General features: G+C 46.5%; 16 protein-coding genes. All 16 read right to left on the bottom strand.

All coding sequences use genetic code 11. From position 1 onward, the window contains the following. Positions 1 to 81: 81 nt before the first annotated feature. The 16 genes from CS921_RS12360 to CS921_RS12285 all read right to left on the bottom strand — a co-directional run bounded on the left by CS921_RS12360 (position 82) and on the right by CS921_RS12285 (position 17198). Complete coding sequence (locus tag CS921_RS12360) at positions 82 to 312, bottom strand: KH domain-containing protein (protein ID WP_099224333.1); 231 nt, start codon at positions 310 to 312, stop codon at positions 82 to 84. Positions 313 to 326: 14 nt separating this feature from the next. Continuing rightward, positions 327 to 599: a 30S ribosomal protein S16 gene (rpsP, locus tag CS921_RS12355; protein ID WP_099224331.1), complete on the bottom strand. Its 273-nt coding sequence runs from the start codon at positions 597 to 599 to the stop codon at positions 327 to 329. Between the two features lie 227 nt (positions 600 to 826). Continuing rightward, positions 827 to 2188: a signal recognition particle protein gene (gene ffh / locus CS921_RS12350; protein ID WP_099224329.1), complete on the bottom strand. Its 1362-nt coding sequence runs from the start codon at positions 2186 to 2188 to the stop codon at positions 827 to 829. An 11-nt stretch (positions 2189 to 2199) separates the two neighbouring features. Continuing rightward, positions 2200 to 2532: a putative DNA-binding protein gene (locus CS921_RS12345; protein WP_099224327.1), complete on the bottom strand. Its 333-nt coding sequence runs from the start codon at positions 2530 to 2532 to the stop codon at positions 2200 to 2202. A 94-nt stretch (positions 2533 to 2626) separates the two neighbouring features. Next, positions 2627 to 3622, bottom strand: a complete 996-nt coding sequence (gene ftsY, locus CS921_RS12340) for a signal recognition particle-docking protein FtsY (RefSeq protein WP_099224325.1) — start codon at positions 3620 to 3622, stop codon at positions 2627 to 2629. A 13-nt stretch (positions 3623 to 3635) separates the two neighbouring features. Further along, entirely contained in the window at positions 3636 to 7196 is a 3561-nt protein-coding gene (gene smc / locus CS921_RS12335) for a chromosome segregation protein SMC (protein WP_099224323.1), read from the bottom strand. Positions 7197 to 7220: 24 nt separating this feature from the next. Beyond that, the gene (gene rnc / locus CS921_RS12330) at positions 7221 to 7910 is read right to left on the bottom strand and encodes a ribonuclease III (RefSeq protein ID WP_099224321.1); all 690 of its coding nucleotides are present in this window, start codon (positions 7908 to 7910) and stop codon (positions 7221 to 7223) included. Positions 7911 to 8107: 197 nt separating this feature from the next. Then, positions 8108 to 8341, bottom strand: a complete 234-nt coding sequence (locus CS921_RS12325; RefSeq protein WP_099224319.1) for an acyl carrier protein — start codon at positions 8339 to 8341, stop codon at positions 8108 to 8110. A gap of 59 nt (positions 8342 to 8400) precedes the next feature. Continuing rightward, positions 8401 to 9150: a 3-oxoacyl-[acyl-carrier-protein] reductase gene (gene fabG, locus CS921_RS12320; RefSeq protein WP_099224317.1), complete on the bottom strand. Its 750-nt coding sequence runs from the start codon at positions 9148 to 9150 to the stop codon at positions 8401 to 8403. After that, positions 9151 to 10095 carry an ACP S-malonyltransferase gene (gene fabD, locus CS921_RS12315; protein ID WP_099224315.1) on the bottom strand — a complete coding sequence of 315 codons (945 nt, stop codon included), beginning with the start codon at positions 10093 to 10095 and terminating at the stop codon, positions 9151 to 9153. It abuts the gene before it with no gap. Continuing rightward, positions 10088 to 11101 carry a phosphate acyltransferase PlsX gene (gene plsX / locus CS921_RS12310; RefSeq protein ID WP_099224313.1) on the bottom strand — a complete coding sequence of 338 codons (1014 nt, stop codon included), beginning with the start codon at positions 11099 to 11101 and terminating at the stop codon, positions 10088 to 10090. Before plsX ends, fabD begins: the two co-directional genes overlap by 8 nt. Before the next feature lie 5 nt (positions 11102 to 11106). After that, entirely contained in the window at positions 11107 to 11688 is a 582-nt protein-coding gene (fapR, locus tag CS921_RS12305; RefSeq protein ID WP_099224311.1) for a transcription factor FapR, read from the bottom strand. Positions 11689 to 11868: 180 nt separating this feature from the next. After that, positions 11869 to 13920 (bottom strand): ATP-dependent DNA helicase RecG, encoded by a 2052-nt coding sequence (gene recG / locus CS921_RS12300; protein WP_240422360.1) that lies wholly within the window; start codon positions 13918 to 13920, stop codon positions 11869 to 11871. Continuing rightward, entirely contained in the window at positions 13904 to 14803 is a 900-nt protein-coding gene (gene sdaAA / locus CS921_RS12295) for an L-serine ammonia-lyase, iron-sulfur-dependent, subunit alpha (protein WP_099224307.1), read from the bottom strand. Before sdaAA ends, recG begins: the two co-directional genes overlap by 17 nt. 36 nt (positions 14804 to 14839) lie before the next feature. Continuing rightward, complete coding sequence (sdaAB, locus tag CS921_RS12290) at positions 14840 to 15502, bottom strand: L-serine ammonia-lyase, iron-sulfur-dependent subunit beta (RefSeq protein WP_099224305.1); 663 nt, start codon at positions 15500 to 15502, stop codon at positions 14840 to 14842. A 37-nt stretch (positions 15503 to 15539) separates the two neighbouring features. Continuing rightward, positions 15540 to 17198, bottom strand: a complete 1659-nt coding sequence (locus CS921_RS12285; protein WP_099224303.1) for a DAK2 domain-containing protein — start codon at positions 17196 to 17198, stop codon at positions 15540 to 15542. Positions 17199 to 17212 lie beyond the last annotated feature (14 nt).

The raw sequence follows: 17212 nt of genomic DNA, 5'->3' as shown, positions 1-17212 counted from the left end.
TTTTACAACAGAACGCGCGAGAAAGCTGTTTACCTGATTGCGCCAAACAAAAAACCCGTCTTTTTGGACGAGTTCTTTGTCTTATTCTATAATTTCAAGCCGAACTTTCTTTTCGCTTTTGGTCGTGCTTGCATAAACAAGTGTGCGAATGGCTTTCGCGATCCGACCTTGTTTGCCGATCACACGTCCCATATCGGCCTTATTGACGAATAATTTGTAGAAATAAGTGGAATCTGTTTCATCAAGTTTGATGGTTACATCTTCCGGGTGGTCAACAAGTGGTTTCACGATGGCGAGAATCAAATCCTCCATACGCGGAAGCCTCCTTATTTGCCTAATTTTTGGTTATGGAATTTTTCCATGATGCCTTCGTTAGCAAGAAGATTACGAACTGTATCAGAAGGTTTTGCACCGTTCTGCATCCATTTCAGTACAGCTTCTTCATTGATTTTAACTTCAGCTGGATTAAGTAGTGGGTTGTACGTACCTACAGTTTCGATCGAACGGCCGTCACGCGGGAAGCGGGAATCAGCAACAACGATACGATAGAAAGGTTTTTTATTAGAACCCATACGTTTTAAACGAATTTTAACTGCCATTTTGTTATTACACCTCCATAAAGTCTTACACAAGTATATATATTACCAGTAAAGGATTTGTTTGTAAAGTGTTTTTTCTTTACAGAGCAAATTTTTATCGTTCAGCGTTTTTTGATCTGGCAATTTGCGCTGTATGATGAATCTTTTCTCAAAAAAAGCCGCTCCCCCCATTGACCGGCTTTTTTGGAAGCGGCCCAAGGAGGAGCAAGCTTTTTAGCTGTTTGTCGTTAGAAAGGCATTTTGAAATTCCCGAATGGGTTGCGGCCTTTTTTCTTTTTGCCTCCGCCCATGCCGCCAGACATTTGCTTCATCATTTTTTTCATTTCATTGAATTGTTTCAAAAGGCGGTTGACTTCTTGGATTGGTCGGCCGCTGCCTCGTGCAATCCGTTTCCGTCTGCTGGCATTGATGATGTCCGGGTTGTCCTTTTCAGTCTTGGTCATGGATTTGATAATCGCCTCAATGTGGCCTAACTGCTTATCGTCGACTTGCAGGTTATCGAGGCCTTTCATTTTTCCAGCGCCGGGCAGCATTTTGAGCAGCTCGTCAAGCGGGCCCATTTGTTTGACCTGCTGCAATTGTTCTAGGAAATCATCCAAGGTCATGGAATTTTCTTTGATTTTCTTTTCCATTTCGAGCATTTTTTCTTGGTCAACGTCGACTTGAGCTTTTTCGATGAGAGAAAGCACATCGCCCATTCCTAGAATACGGGAGGCCATTCGGTCGGGGTGGAAGGCTTCAAGGGCTTCCATTTTTTCGCCCATCCCGACAAATTTGATTGGTTTTCCAGTAACGGAACGAATCGACAATGCGGCCCCGCCACGTGTATCGCCATCTAGTTTGGTCAAGATGACACCGGTAATGCCGAGCTGTTCATTGAAACTTTCTGCGACATTGACAGCGTCCTGCCCGGTCATTGAATCGACCACGAGGAAGATTTCGGATGGATTTGATACGGCTTTGACTTCTTTTAGTTCGTCCATCAGCGTCTCGTCAATATGGAGACGTCCGGCGGTATCAATGATCACATAGTCGAGATGCTCTTCTTTGGCCTTTTCGATTGCTTGTTTGGCAATTTCGACTGGACTGATCTGGTCGCCCAGTGAAAAGACCGGCATGCTAAGCTGCTTGCCAAGTGTTTCGAGTTGCTTGATGGCAGCAGGACGGTAAATATCGGCTGCCACGAGAAGCGGCTTCCGGTTGTGTTTTTTACGAAGCAGATTGGCTAATTTCCCTGTGGTCGTGGTTTTACCGGCCCCTTGTAAACCTACCATCATGATGACTGTCGGCGGGCGATCGGCTACCGCGATTTTACTTTCTTCGCCACCCATCAGGTTGGTCAGTTCTTCCTGAACGATTTTGATGACTTGCTGCCCTGGTGTCAGACTCTTCATCACGTCTGCTCCGACAGCTCGTTCACTGACCGTTTTAATGAATGTCTTGACTACTTTAAAATTAACGTCGGCTTCCAGTAATGCCAGACGGACTTCGCGCATCATTTCTTTGACATCAGCTTCAGTGACTTTCCCTTTGCCACGAATTTTGTTCATGGTTTCCTGAAGTCTGCTTGATAATCCTTCAAAAGCCATTTTTTTACCTCCTAATCGGTTTTCCGAAGTGCTCCGAGAAGCGTTTCAATTTTTTCAGAATAGGCATTTTCCTCTTGAAGCAAGGCGGTGAGTTCATCAAATAGTTTTTCCCGCTCCAAATACATGGTGAGCATGCCTAGTTTTTCTTCATATTTTTCTAAACTTTCCTCTGTTCGCTTGATATTATCATAGACGGCTTGCCTGCTGACTTCAAATTCTTCGGCAATCTCGCCGAGGGAGAAATCATCTAAATAATAAAGCGCGATATACGCTTTTTGCTTTTCGGTCAAGAGTCCTTGGTAAAAATCAAACAACAGGTTCATTCGCGTCGTCTTTTCAAACAAACGAATCACCTCTCTTTATTTAGATTACGTGTAAATCCGTTCAATGTCAAACAAAGAAAAAGACAGCCCACAAATGGCAGGCTGTACCTTGTTGTCAGGCTTCTTCTTTTTCCGCATCGATCACATCTGCAAAAAGGCCGTATACATATTCAGTGGCATCAAACGGCTGCAGATCATCAATCTTTTCGCCAAGGCCAATAAATTTCACGGGGATGTGAAGCTCATTGCGAATCGCAATCACAATGCCGCCTTTTGCTGTTCCATCAAGCTTTGTCAAAACAATTCCGGTCACATCGGTTGCTTCTTTGAACTGTTTCGCTTGGACGAAGGCATTTTGACCGGTGGTGGCATCAAGAACGAGCAGCACTTCATGTGGGGCATCTGGCACTTCGCGCGTGATGACTCGTTTGACTTTTTCGAGCTCGTTCATCAGGTTGACTTTGTTTTGCAGACGTCCAGCGGTATCGCAAAGTAAAATATCCGCTTGCTTGGCTTTGGCCGACTGAACGGCGTCAAACATGACGGCTGCTGGATCGCCGCCTTCTGCATGCTTGATGACGTCCACACCGTTACGTTCGCCCCAAACTTCCAGCTGATCAATGGCACCTGCGCGGAAAGTATCGCCCGCTGCCAGCATGACTTTCTTGCCTTGAGACTTGTAAAGATGGGCTAATTTGCCGATTGTTGTTGTTTTGCCGACACCATTGACACCAACAAATAGAATGACTGTTAGGCCGTTTTCTTGAATGTTCATCGCGGGCTCACTGTCTCTTTCCCCTTGGTAAATATCCACGAGTTTTTCGACAATGACTTGTTCTACTTCTTTGGGTTCACTGATATTCCGCAGTTTGACTTCTTGCTTTAATTGATCGATCAGTTCCATGACTGTTTCAAAACCGACATCGGCACCAATCAAAACTTCTTCTAGTTCTTCAAAAAAATCCTCGTCTACTTTGCGGTAACGTGCCATCATTTCATTCATTTTACCGGAAAAATTATTGCGTGTTTTAGATAGGCCGTCTTTGAATTTTTCGGTAACGGAATCTGTTTGATGCGTTAATTTTTCTTTTATTTTTTTAAAAAAGGTCATGATCGCCTCTCCTTTATTTGATAAGTTCTGCGGTTTCTTCCAGTCTGACGGATACCAGTTTGGAAACACCGGACTCCTGCATGGTCACGCCGTAGAGCACATCGGCTTCTTCCATCGTGCCTTTGCGGTGCGTGATCACGATGAATTGGGTTTGTGATTCAAATTGTTTCAGATAACGGCTGAACCGGACGACATTCGCTTCATCAAGTGCTGCTTCGACTTCATCCAGAATACAGAACGGCACTGGTCTGACGCGGATAATTGAAAACAATAGGGCGATTGCGGTGAGTGCCCGTTCCCCGCCGGAGCGTAGGGATAGGTTTTGCAATTTTTTCCCAGGTGGCTGAACTAAAATATCGATCCCGGTCGTTAAAAGGTCATCCGGGTTGATCAGCATCAGCTCTGCTTTCCCACCGCCGAATAGTTCAGGGAAAACGATGGCAAATTCATGTTTGATTGCTTCAAAAGTTTCGCCAAAGCGTTTTTTCATTTCGTCATCCATCTCGTCCATCACTTTGAAGAGTGTTTCCTTCGCCGTCAGTAGGTCTTCTTTTTGACCCGTCAGGAATTGGAAGCGTTCGTCAATCCGTTCAAACTCTTCGATTGCGCCGATATTGACAACGCCTAGTTCTTCAATGGAGCGCTTGAACAGGCGGACTTTACTGCGTGTTTCTTCCAGATTAAGTCCATCAATCCGTTTGGCAGAAGCTTCTTCCGGCGTTAGTGTATAAGCTTCACTTAATCGCTCGGTACGATTTTTTAGGTCCACTTCACTTTTGCCGATTGCGATCTCAGCCGTATTTTTTTGTTCTAAATAGAAACTTGCTTGGTTGTTTTTTTGCGTTAATTCTTGTTCCAGTGTATCAATTTGGGCCGTCAGCTCACTACGTTTTTGACCGGCTTCTTCCAGTAAGCGTGTCGTTTCTTCTTTCGACTGGCGCATCTCTTCAATGTAGGCACTGGTCTCTTCTTCGCTTGTATGGACGGCGGTCAGATTGGTCGTAAGGGCCGTGATTTTTTCTTCGGTCGTTTCTTTTTGAAGATAATTTTCTTGTAAAACTTCGTCGACGCGCATCATTTCTTGTTTGGCTGTCTGAAGCTTTTCTTTTTGGATGAGAAGTTCTGTTTTTCGTTCTGCGAGGGCTTCTTCATCGGCTTTCAGCTTACTTTCAAGCGCTTTTGATTCCGTCGTCATGGCGGTAATTTCTTCGTCGGTTTTGGTGAGCAGCTCTTCTAGTTCGCTATTTTTTGTCTGCAAGGCAGCTTTTCGTTCTTCAAGCCGCGTGACTTCTTCAAGATGTTCTTCTTTTTCAAGGTCATATAGCGACAATTGCTTATTGACACGGTCGAGGGCTTCTTGTTCACGTGTCCGTTTGCCGATTAGCTCCTGCTCGCGGACGCGGAGTTCTTCGCCGACGACTCGCGCTTCTTCAAGTTCTGCTCGTTTCAGTGCAAGGCCTTCTTTGGCTTTTTTAACTTGAATTTCAAACTGGTTGGTTTGCTCATCTAATTGTGTCAATTCTTTTTTCAGTCGTTCCAGTTCTGCTTTACGGGTCATGATTGAGCTTTGTCCTTGTTTAGCGGCCCCACCTGTCATCGAACCGCCAGCATTGACGACATCGCCATCAAGTGTGACGACCCGGTAGCGGTAGCCTACTAGCTTCGCCAGACTGGTCGCCCCTTTTAAGTCCTTGGCAAGGATGGTCGTTCCGAGTACATTCATGACGACCGGCTCGATTGCTGCTGGAAAGGCGACAACTTCGCTGGCCATCGCGATGAAGGCCGGTTGATTTTGCAGCGTATTACGTGTCGCCGTCTGCATTACGCGTGGCTGGATGGTCGTAAGTGGCAAAAAGGTGGCCCGACCGGCACGTGCTTTTTTCAGGAATTCAATGGCTCGTCTGGCAGCTTGGTCATCTTCTGTCACAACATGCTGCGCAGAGGCACCTAGGGCAATCTCCATAGCCTTCTGATATTGTTCAGGTATTTGGATTAGCTCGATAAAGGCACCATGAATGCCGCCAATCTGGTCCTTCGCTTTCAACACTTCGCGGACACCTTGGAAAAAGCCGGCATAGTCATCGGCTAGTTCTTCCAGTGTGTCTTTGCGCGATTTGAGCTGCTGAACTTTCTCATAGTGTCGATAAAGATCGCGTTCTTCTTTTTCAAAGACCTGACTTTTCTTTTCGAGGATCGTTTTGGCCTCGCTGTAAATTTCACGTTGTTCTTCGAGTTGCTTCGTTAGCTCTTCCAAATGGTTTTCGGTCAGCTGGATGGTTTCGCTCAGGTCCTTGCGTTCATGGACGTATTGGCTGTTATCCTGCTCCAGTTTTGTCATGCGGTGCTGGTTTTGCGCGAGCTGGCGGTCGATATAGCCGAGGTCATTACTGACGGTTGTCTGTTCGTGACGCAGCTCGATATAGTCACTTTTTTTGTTTTCAATCGCTGCTTCGGATAGGTCTTCATAGCGAGCAAGCTTCTCAGTCAGTTCGTCAACGCTTTTCTTTGTGACAATCAGGTTTGCCTCTTTTTGCCGATAGTCGGTCTCGAGGCTCTTCTTCTGCTCGGATAAGTGGGCAATTTTTTCGTCAAGGATCTGCAAGGTTTCACGTAAGGCTTGTTCATTTTCATTGCCGTGCTTTTTCCGTTCCAGGACGAGGTTGCGTTCGCCTTCCAGCTGTTCGAGTCGTTCGGTTTCGCTTAGAAGCTTGTTGCGTAATAAATCGAGCTCAGCGTCTGTTTCTGTCAAAAGTCGTTTTTTCTCTGCGGTCTTGCTTTCAAGCGTGCTAACCTGTTCGCGGATAGCAATCAGCGCTGTCTGGTGCTCGCCAAATGTCCGGCGGTCGTCCTCGAGTTTTTCGTGGATCTGCTCGATTTCACTGGCAAGCAGGCTGACTTCAAACTTTTCCAGCTCTTCCTGTTGATAGAGATAATCCTTGGCGATGGAAGCCTGAATTTCAAGCGGCTCCAACTGATCTTCCAGTTCATATAAAATATCGCTGACACGATTGAGATTTTCTTCGGTTTCAAATAATTTATTCTCTGCCTGTTTCTTGCGATGCTTATATTTGAGTACCCCCGCTGCTTCTTCAAAAATAGAGCGGCGTTCTTCTGGCTTACTGTTTAGGATCTCATCAATCTTTCCTTGTGAAATGATGGAAAATGATTCTCGACCGAGGCCTGAATCCATAAATAGGTCGACGATATCTTTTAGTCGACAGCTTTGTTTATTGATGAGAAATTCACTGTCGCCATTTCGGTAGATCCGTCTTGTTACATAAACTTCTGTGTAATCAACTGGTAGGAAATGGTCCTCATTTTCTAGAACGAGGGACACTTCGGCAAAGTTGATGGGTTTTCTCGTGTCGCTTCCGGCAAAGATGACATCGCCCATTCGTCCACCGCGGAGACTTTTGGCGGATTGTTCGCCTAGTACCCAGCGAATCGCTTCGGTGATGTTACTCTTACCGCTGCCGTTTGGTCCTACAACTGCTGTCATGCCCGGCACAAAATCAATTGCAACTTTATCAGCAAAAGATTTGAAACCATTCATTTCGAGTCGTTTTAGTAGCAAGTCCGGCACCTCCTTTTCGTTCGGTTACTTGTGGAAAATATGTCGAACGGCATACTCAGCCGCGTTTTGTTCTGCTTGTTTTTTGGTTCGGCCGGCGCCTTTTCCGAGTACTTGGCCGTTTACGACGACTTGGGCTTCAAAGGCTTTGCTGTGCGCAGGGCCCGTTTCACCCAAAATATCGTACTGAATCAGCACATCTCGATCGCGCTGAACAATTTCTTGCAATTGTGTTTTATAATCCACTGTTTCTAAAAATGCGCCTGCATCGATTTTAGGAAAGACGACGCGTTTTAGGAAATGGATGACTTTTGGCAGTCCCTGATCCAGATAGAGAGCTCCAATAAACGATTCAAACACGTCGGCAAGGAGCGCTGGTCGGGTTCTGCCTCCCGCTTTTTCTTCCCCTTTTCCGAGACGGACGTATTTGGAGAAATGGACGGCATCGGCAAATTCCACTAGGGAAGGTTCGCAGACGATTGCTGCCCGCATTTTGGTCATTTGGCCTTCCGCCATGTCTGGATATTTATTGAAAAGATAGTCTGAAACGGTTAATTCTAAAACTGCGTCTCCGAGAAATTCGAGCCGCTCGTTGTCACGGACCTTTTCATGACGATGTTCATTCACATAAGAGGAATGTGTAAAGGCTGTTTTTAATAGTTCAAGATCTGAAAACGTATAGCCGACGCTTTCTTCTAGTTCTTCCCATTGATTCATTTTCCTTGCTCCTTTCAAGTTAAAAGGCTGACAAGTTCATTTTCTAAACAGCCCAGAGTCGAGATGCTTAGAAAATGAACTGTGCTTTTTTTGAGAAATGTTGAAAAAGAGGCTGTCTACCGCTTTGTTCAAAGTCTTTTGCAGACACTGCCGAACAAAGCGAACGGACACCCTCATTTATTCTTGTCACATTTTTATTAGGCATTTTCCTCTATGTACTTCACTGCATCACCAACTGTTGCGATTTCAGCAGCATCGTCATCAGAGATTTCAACACCAAACTCATCTTCAAGTTCCATTACAAGTTCAACGACGTCTAGAGAATCAGCACCTAGATCATCTTTGAAGGAAGCTTCCAAAGTTACTTTAGATTCTTCGACGCCTAAACGGTCAACGATGATTTTTGTAACTTTTTCTAATACTTCTGCCATTTTTACTTCACCTCCCTCCAAGTATTATATAGGATTATCGGTCCCGAGTAAACAAAAATTTAAATCATACTCATACCGCCGTCAACGGAGAGGGTTTGCCCCGTGATATAGCTTGCTGCATCACTTGCCAAAAAGGCCACGGCGTTCGCGATATCTTCTGTTTTTCCGTAGCTGCCGAGCGGAATTTGAGCGAGCATGGCTTCTTTGGTTGCTTCATCCAGTTGATCGGTCATTTCCGTTTGGATAAAGCCCGGTGCCACTGCATTGACGTTGATGCCGCGCGGTGCAAGTTCACGAGCAGTCGTTTTTGTCAGACCGATCATGCCTGCTTTACTGGCCACATAGTTTGCTTGTCCGGCATTGCCAATTAGGCCAACAACGGACGCCATATTGATAATTTTCCCAGCGCGCTGTTTCATCATCGTCCGTGAAACAGCTTTGGTGCACAGGAATGTTCCTTTTAAATTAATATTGATAACGTCATCCCACTCATCGACTTTCATGCGCATGAGAAGGTTGTCACGCGTGATTCCGGCATTGTTGACCAGAATGTCGATCCGGCCGAAGCGGTTCATGACTTCTTTGAAAAAAGCGGTCACATCTTCTTCGCTGGACACATCGGCTTTCATTGCTTCTGCTTCCACACCGATTTCTGATAAAAGATCGAGTGTTTCTTTAGCTGCATCGGCACGACCACCATAATTGAAGAAAATATTCGCGCCTTCTTTTGCCAATTTCAGCGCAATCTCACGACCAATGCCGCGTGAGCCACCTGTTACGACGGCTACTTTTCCTGTTAATGTCGCCATTTAGTTTTCCTCCTTTAGGGCTTCGATGACTGAGCCGATCGAAGCGGTATCACTTGCGGAAAGGATTGTCACATTGCGGTCGATTTTTTTAACGAGGCCGGACAATACTTTTCCTGCACCGATTTCAACAAATGTGTCGACCCCTTTTTCGATAAGTGCGTTCACGGTTTGTTCAAATCGAACTGGTGAATAGATTTGTTTGATTAGTTTTTCCGGCAAATCTGCGGCTTTTTCTGTGAAAGCGACATCGGCATTATTGACAATCGGCACCTCGCCATCTTGGAAAGTGATTTCATTCAGGACGTCCGCAAATTGTTCGGCTGCTGGACGCATTAATTCAGAATGGAAAGGACCGCTCACTGCAAGCGGTAGGATCCGTTTGACGCCTGCTTCTTTGAGTTTTTCTGTTGCCTGCTGGACGCCTTCTTTGGTGCCGGAAATGACGATTTGTCCTGGGCAGTTGTAGTTGGCGATTTGGACGGCTTCCCCATTGGCCGATACTTCTTCTGTGACCGCTGTGATTGTTTCTGCATCACTTCCAAGGACGGCCGACATGGCGCCCGCTCCATTTGGTACGGCGGCTTCCATCAACTGACCGCGACGGTGTACTAGATAGACGGCATCCTCTACACGCAAAAATCCGCCAGCCACTAAGGCGCTATATTCACCTAGGGAATGTCCTGCTACATAATCCGCTTGAATTCCGGCCGCTTCCAGTGCGCGCAAAATTGCCACACTTGTTGCGACAAGTGCCGGCTGTGCATTTTCAGATTTCGTCAATGTTTCGATTGGGCCTTCTGTAATCAGATTCGTGAGTGAAAAACCTAGGCGTTCGTCAGCTGCTTGATAGACGGCTGCTGCTTCTGGATAAGTTTCTTTGACATCTTGTCCCATTCCAACTTTTTGCGAACCCTGACCGGGGAATATAAAGGCTATTTTACTCATGAGTGCTTGTTCCTCCTAATTTTCCATTATCAATTTCATCTTTGATTGTGCCAACGACTTGTTTTTCAACCATGTCGCGTGCTTGGCGGATCGTCGTGAAAATCCCGAAAGCATTTGATGAACCGTGTGCTTTGATCACTGGTGCGCTAACGCCAAACAAGCAGGCACCGCCATATTCACTGTAATCCATTTTGCTTTTCAGTTCCATCAAGTCTTTTTTCAGGAAACTGGCCGCCAGTTTATTTTTAAAGCCGCTAAGAAGGCTCATTTTAAGCATGGAGAAAAAGGCTGCGCCGGTTCCTTCCAGACTCTTGAGCACCATATTGCCAGTAAAGCCGTCTGTGACCACCACATCGGCCACGTCCATCAGAAGGTCGCGCGATTCGATATTGCCGATAAAATGAAACGCATCTTGCTCCTTCATCAAATGGTAGGCTTTTTTCGTCAGCTCGTTCCCTTTGGTTTCTTCTGTGCCAATGTTAAGGAGAGCCACTCGTGGTTTTTCGATTTTTCGTACTTTTTCTGCATAGATCGAACCCATCAGCCCAAATTGTAGCAGGTGCTCGGGCTTGGCATCAGAATTGGCACCAAGATCCAGCATGACAAAGCCTTTACCGCTGATTGTTGGCAGCGTTGGAGCGAGTGCCGGACGGGCAATTCCCTTGATACGACCGACAACAAAAAGTCCTGTCGACATGAGCGCACCTGTATTGCCGGCTGAAATGCAAGCATCTGCCAAGCCGTCTTTTACGGCCTGTGCAGCGAGAACCATGGATGCCTGTTTTTTACGTTTGACCGCTCGGACTGGTTCGTCGTCGCTTTCGATTTTTTCATCTGTATGTATGATGTTGATTCTGGTTTCATCTGTGAGATATTCACGAATGGCACTTTCTTTACCGAAGAGCAGAAATTCAATATCTTTAAACTGGGCTGCTGCTTTCATCACACCTTCGACGATTTCTTTTGGTGCATGATCGCCGCCCATGGCATCAATCGCTATTTTCATTTTTGTCAGTCCTTTTTACTTTTTTCCGTGGCATGATACATCTCAAACTTTCCTTTTAAGACGATTTCATCACCGACATAACTTTTGATATCCACGACGGTGATGGCTCGTGTGTCCGTTTTTGGACGAACTTTTGCTTTGGCGACAACTCGTTCCCCTTCTCGAACTGAGCGAACAAAGCGGACAGTCGATTGGGTGGTCAGTGCCAGTTCATTTGGGATGACGGCTGTTGCAAGAGAATTCGCTTGGGCAAACAAATGGTGCCCTCGAGCGATCTTGTTGCGTTTAAAGACATGCTCCGGGCTGACATCAAATAACGAGATGGCACTTTTCCCTGGCTGAATGTCGATAATTTCTCCGATGACTTCATCAATTGGCAAACTTTTCACGGCGTCTGCATAGTTTTCGCTTGCCACATGCTTGATGCGTTCGCGAAGCTCAGGAATGGAGAGAGCCACCCGGTCTAGTCGAATCGTTTGGACACTAACGGCAAATTTCTCTGCGAGTTGTTCGTCTGTTGTAAAAGGATTTTCTTCAATTGCCGCTTGCAGCCTGATCTGACGTTCCTTTTTTGGATATTTTTTCATACCAATTCCCATCTTTCCGTTTAAAGTCGCTACTAGTACCAGCTACTAAATCTCAGCTAAAAAAAGAGCTGAGCCTCTTTATGTTGTGCTGATTCCTGTAACGTTTGCCTAAAGATTTTTCATGCTCGCTCTTTTTATGTTATAAAAAAATAAGGTTTGTTGCAAGTTTTTTCCTCTTGATCAGTCCAACTTCTGCTCGCTGAAAACGCCATTTTGTTCCAATAAATCACGCAGTTTGGCAAGTGATTCGTTTTCCAGCAGGTTGTCTTCAAAAATGAGGTGTGCAGCATCTTGGCGGGCCACTTCCAGCACGCGGTAGTCATGCACCATATCGGCTACTTTGAATTCTGGAATCCCGCTTTGTTTTTTGCCGAAAAAGTCTCCCGGGCCGCGCAGTTCAAGATCGCGTTCACTGAGCAGAAAACCGTCGCCGGTCTCTGTCATGATCGACATCCGTTCTTTTCCGACTTCTGTTTTAGGGTCGGCAATCAGAATACAGTAAGACTGATCACTTCCCCGGCCAACCCGCCCTCTCAACTGATGAAGCTGTGCCAGTCCAAAGCGGTCGGCATCATAGATCACCATCATGGTCGCATTGGGCACATTCACTCCAACCTCCACAACGGTTGTGGAAACGAGACAGTCGATTTCATGGCGGTTAAATGCGCGCATCAGTTCGTCTTTATCTTGCGGCAGCAGTTTGCCGTGCATGAGCCCTGGTGTAAATCGCCCTTGCCATTTTTGCAGCAGAATATTGTAAAAATCAACGGCATTTTGCACATCTAGTTTTTCACTTTCTTCGATGAGCGGACAGATGACATAAGCCTGATGCCCTTTTTCGATTTCTTTTTCTATAAAACGGATGACACGATCAAGCATGTCATGTTTCACCCAAAAGGTTTCAATTTCTTTTCGACCAGCGGGCATTTCATCAATGATCGAAACGTCCATTTCTCCAAAAGCGGTAATCGCCAGGGTCCGCGGGATTGGCGTGGCGGTCATAAAGAGGACATCCGGATAGTCGCCCTTTTCACGGAGGATCCGACGCTGTCCAACACCAAAGCGGTGCTGTTCATCTGTAATCACCAGGCCAAGCTTATGATAGATGACTTCATCCTGAATCAGGGCGTGCGTGCCGACAAGGACATCCACCTGTCCATCTTCAAGGAGTGCGAGGAGTTCACGGCGCCGCTTGCCTTTGACGGAACTCGTCAGGAGGCCAACTGTGATGCCAAATGGGCTGAGCAGTTCGACAAGAGAGTCTGCATGTTGTTCGGCTAGAATTTCGGTTGGTACCATGAGGGCACTCTGAAAGCCGCTTCTGGCTGCTGCAAACATGGCGATCGACGCCACAACGGTTTTACCTGAGCCAACGTCCCCTTGTAAGAGTCGGTTCATATGGAAGTGACTTTTCATATCCCCGCAGATTTCATTGACCACGCGCTTTTGAGCATCTGTAAGCGGAAACGGCAGCTTGTCAATATAAGCACGCAGCTCCTGCACATCGTAGTCGATTGAAATGCCACCGGATTTTTCGCGTTCGATTTTCCGGAAAAACTGCATTTTCAATTGGAAAAGCAAAAATTCCTCATAGACCATACGTCGTCTAGCTGCTTTCAGTTCCTGATCTTCTTTCGGGAAATGCAACATGCGGACGGCTTCTTTGCGGCTGACCAGCTGATATTTTTCCAGTAAGGTTTCCGGAATTACTTCTTCGATCGCATCTTGATAGGTTTCAAAAGCCTGCCGGACATATTTTTGCATCGTTTTATTACGCAGATTGCCTTTTAGTCGATAAACACCTTCCAGCGCTTCTTCATTTGACTTTTCACCTAGTTGAAATTTCGTGGCTGTAATTTGGGCACGATTCAGGTCCCATTTCCCGGAAATAGTCACCGTATCACCAATGTTCAATTTACTTTTTAGATAAGGCTGATTGAAAAAATCAATTTTCAAGATTTGACCAGCCGCTGAAAGACGGAACGACAGCTTTGACTTTTTGCGTCCGTAATAGGCAACGGTTGGTTCGGTAAGAGCTTCCCCTACCACCGTAATCCGTTCGCCTGTCTCTACTTCCGTTAAGTCTTTCAATCGATAATCTTCGTAGCGGTACGGGAAGTCCCACAATAAATCGTAGACGGTCTCGATCGAGAGTTCTTTCAGTGTCTTAGCCGTTTCCCCGCCAATACCTTTGATAGACGTGACGGGCAGTGTATTAAGATTCGTGTTCACTTGGATTCTCTGGCGCGAGCCCAAAGATTTTCGCTTGGATTGCTCTGCCTGTTGGGGTTGCGGCCAATCCTCCTTCTGCTGTTTCTCGCAGGCTGCTAGGCATTTGCAGCCCTACTCGGTACATGGCTTCAATGACTTCATCACACGGAATGCGGCTTTTGACACCGGCAAGCGCCATATCGGCTGAAATGATCGCCTGAGACGCCCCCAGTGCATTGCGTTTCACACAAGGAACTTCTACAAGGCCGGCCACTGGATCGCAGACGAGGCCTAGCATGTTCTTCATGGTCATCGCCATCGCATGGGCCGCTTGTTCGGGCGTTCCACCTGCTGCTTCTACAACGGCTGCTGAGGCCATCGCACTGGCTGAGCCGATTTCTGCTTGACAACCGCCAGCCGCCCCACTGATAAAGGCTTGATTGGCGACAACAAAACCGAATGCCCCTGCCGTAAATAAAAAGTCGATCATGGCTTCTTTGGATAAACCGAGCTGCTCTTTGACAGCAAAAAGCACACCTGGCACAACTCCCGCACTTCCTGCTGTCGGAGTGGCACAGATGATGCCCATCGCTGCATTCACTTCATTCGTTGCAATTGCTTTTGTGACGGCTTCGAGTAGGACTTCCCCTGACAGAAAACGCCCTTCTGCAATGTAGGCTTTCATTAAGGCTGCATCGCCACCGGTTAATCCAGTGGTCGACTGGACGCCTGCTTCACCTTTTAGAATGGCTTCTTCCATGACTTCCAGATTGCGGGCCATTACGCCGATAATTTCCTCGCGCGACGAACCGGAGACTTTCATTTCTCGTTCGATCATGATGTCCGAGATTTTTCTATTTTCACGTGTTGCTAGATCAACCAGTTCACTAACAGTACGAAACATGACGTTCACTCACTTTCTATTAAAAGCAGCAGCATCTTAAATTGTGATGCTGGCTGCCTGATAAACATCCGGGATCTGGCTGATTTCATCAAGAAGCGACTGCTCGACAGTCTGGTCAACCTCAATGACCATCAGCGCCTCATCCCCACGGACTTTTCTGGATACTTTCATTTGTCCGATATTGATTTTGTTGTCGGCAATAATTCGCGATACAGAAGCGATCATGCCGAAACGGTCACGGTGCAGAATAATCAAAGCTGGTGCCGTACCGGTAAATTCAAGTTCAAACTCGTTCAGACGGATGATTTCGACTTTTCCACCGCCAATCGAAGCGCCAATCAGCGTGGTCTGGGTCATGCCTTTTTTCAGCACGACTTTGACGGTATTCGGATGGGGTGCTTCTTCCTCTTCTTCGATAAATTGAATATGAATGCCCGCTTTTTGAGCAAGCTCAGGCGATTCTTTCATGCGCGGATCATCTGGTTCAAAGCCCAAAAGTCCGCCGATCAGCGCCACATCTGTTCCGTGTCCTTTGTAAGTTTTGGCGAAGGAACCATAAAGATGAATGTCCACCTGCGAAGGTACGTCATTGAATACGTCTCTGGCAATCTTGCCGATTTTGCTCGCACCTGCTGTATGGGAACTGGAAGGTCCGATCATCACCGGCCCGATGATATCAAAAACACTGCTATACTTCATTTCACTTCATCCTTTCTTCCTTACTGCCTAGCCGTCCTTATTCTACGGCAAAAATATACGGATAAACGGGTTGGTTGCCTTCATGAATCTCAAATTCAACATCTGGGAAATCTACTTCGATTTGTTCGGCCAAACTTTCAGCTGATTCTTGGGAAGCCCCTTCGCCAAAGATGATCGTGACGATTTCGCTATCTTCATCGAGCATTGTCTGCAAAGTATGGACTGCAGCCTGTTCGAGCGTTTTTTCCGCCACCTTAATTTTGCCTTCAATCATGCCGATATAGTCGTCTTTTTGGATGGTAACCCCTTCGACGGTCGTATCACGCACAGCGGTTGTAATCTGTGCACTTTCGACATCGCCGATTGCTGAAGACATTCCAGCTGTATTGGCGGCAAAATCGTGATCCGCCCGAAAAGCAAGCAGTGCCGTAAGTCCTTGTGGGATCGTCTTTGTCGGGTTGATCTGTACTTTTTCCTCCCCTAGAATCGCCGCAGCTTGTTCAGCCGCCATCAAAATATTCTTATTGTTCGGAAGCACGAAAACCTGTTTGGCATTGGCTTCTTTTATTGCACTTACGATATCTTCCGTGCTTGGATTCATCGTTTGACCGCCTGATAGGACAACGGTCGCACCCATACTCTTGAAAAGTTTTTCAAGTCCGGCACCAGCTGAAACTGTCACAATTCCGAATTCTGTTTCCGGTCCGACTGCTTCTTCTGGCTTGTTCACAATATTATCATGCTGTTCACGCATATTTTCTACTTTCATCTTGATCAGGCTGCCATATTGCTGACCGTAATTAAAAACGTCACCAGGATGTTCCGTATGCACATGGACTTTAGCCACTTCGTCATCTGCTACAACGAGAAGGGAATCGCCCATTTTGCTAAGATCATCACGGAAGACTTCTTCATCGAACGGTTTTAGTCCGGGCTTTGTTTCATTAATGCGTACCATGATTTCCGTACAATAGCCGAATGTGATATCTTCTGTCGACATGAAGTCTTGTACGTGACGGTGATGTTCCGCCTGAACGAGTTCATTCATGGATTTCATATAGTCCGGTAATTCCATTTCGCCAGTCAGCTCGCCGTAAAAGCCTTCATAAATAATGATCAGGCCTTGACCACCGCTATCAACAACGCCTACTTCTTTTAAAACCGGCAGCTGCTCGGGAGTTTTTTCAAGAGCGATCTTGCCTTGCTCAAGAACCGCACCCATGACACTTTCGATCGTTGCGTCTTCGTTTTTGGCGGCTTCAAGTCCAGCTTTGGCGGCTTCACGTGCAACCGTCAAAATTGTTCCTTCAACTGGCTTCATCACTGCTTGATAGGCCGTTTCAACGCCTTTTCTGAAAGCTTCAGCTAGTTCAGCTGGTGTTAGTGTTGCCTTACCGCTGACTGCTTTACTAAAGCCACGGAAAAGCTGTGAAAGGATGACACCTGAGTTGCCGCGTGCCCCCATCAAAAGGCCTTTCGCCAAATAGGCACTTACTTCGCCGACAGAACTCGCGTCAAAACTTGCCACTTCTTTGGCACCGCTTGTCATTGAAAGATTCATATTCGTTCCAGTGTCACCGTCCGGGACGGGGAAAACATTGAGGGAATCAACGAAATCAGCGTTTCTCGTTAAGTTCTCTGCTCCTTGTGTAATCATCGCTGCCCATTTTTCGCCATTTAACTGATAAGTTTCCAAGTCAAATAATCCTC

This window comes from Listeria costaricensis (assembly GCF_900183385.1).
GTDB classification, from domain to species: domain Bacteria; phylum Bacillota; class Bacilli; order Lactobacillales; family Listeriaceae; genus Listeria; species Listeria costaricensis.
This window is presented reverse-complemented; position numbering and strand designations above follow the sequence as displayed.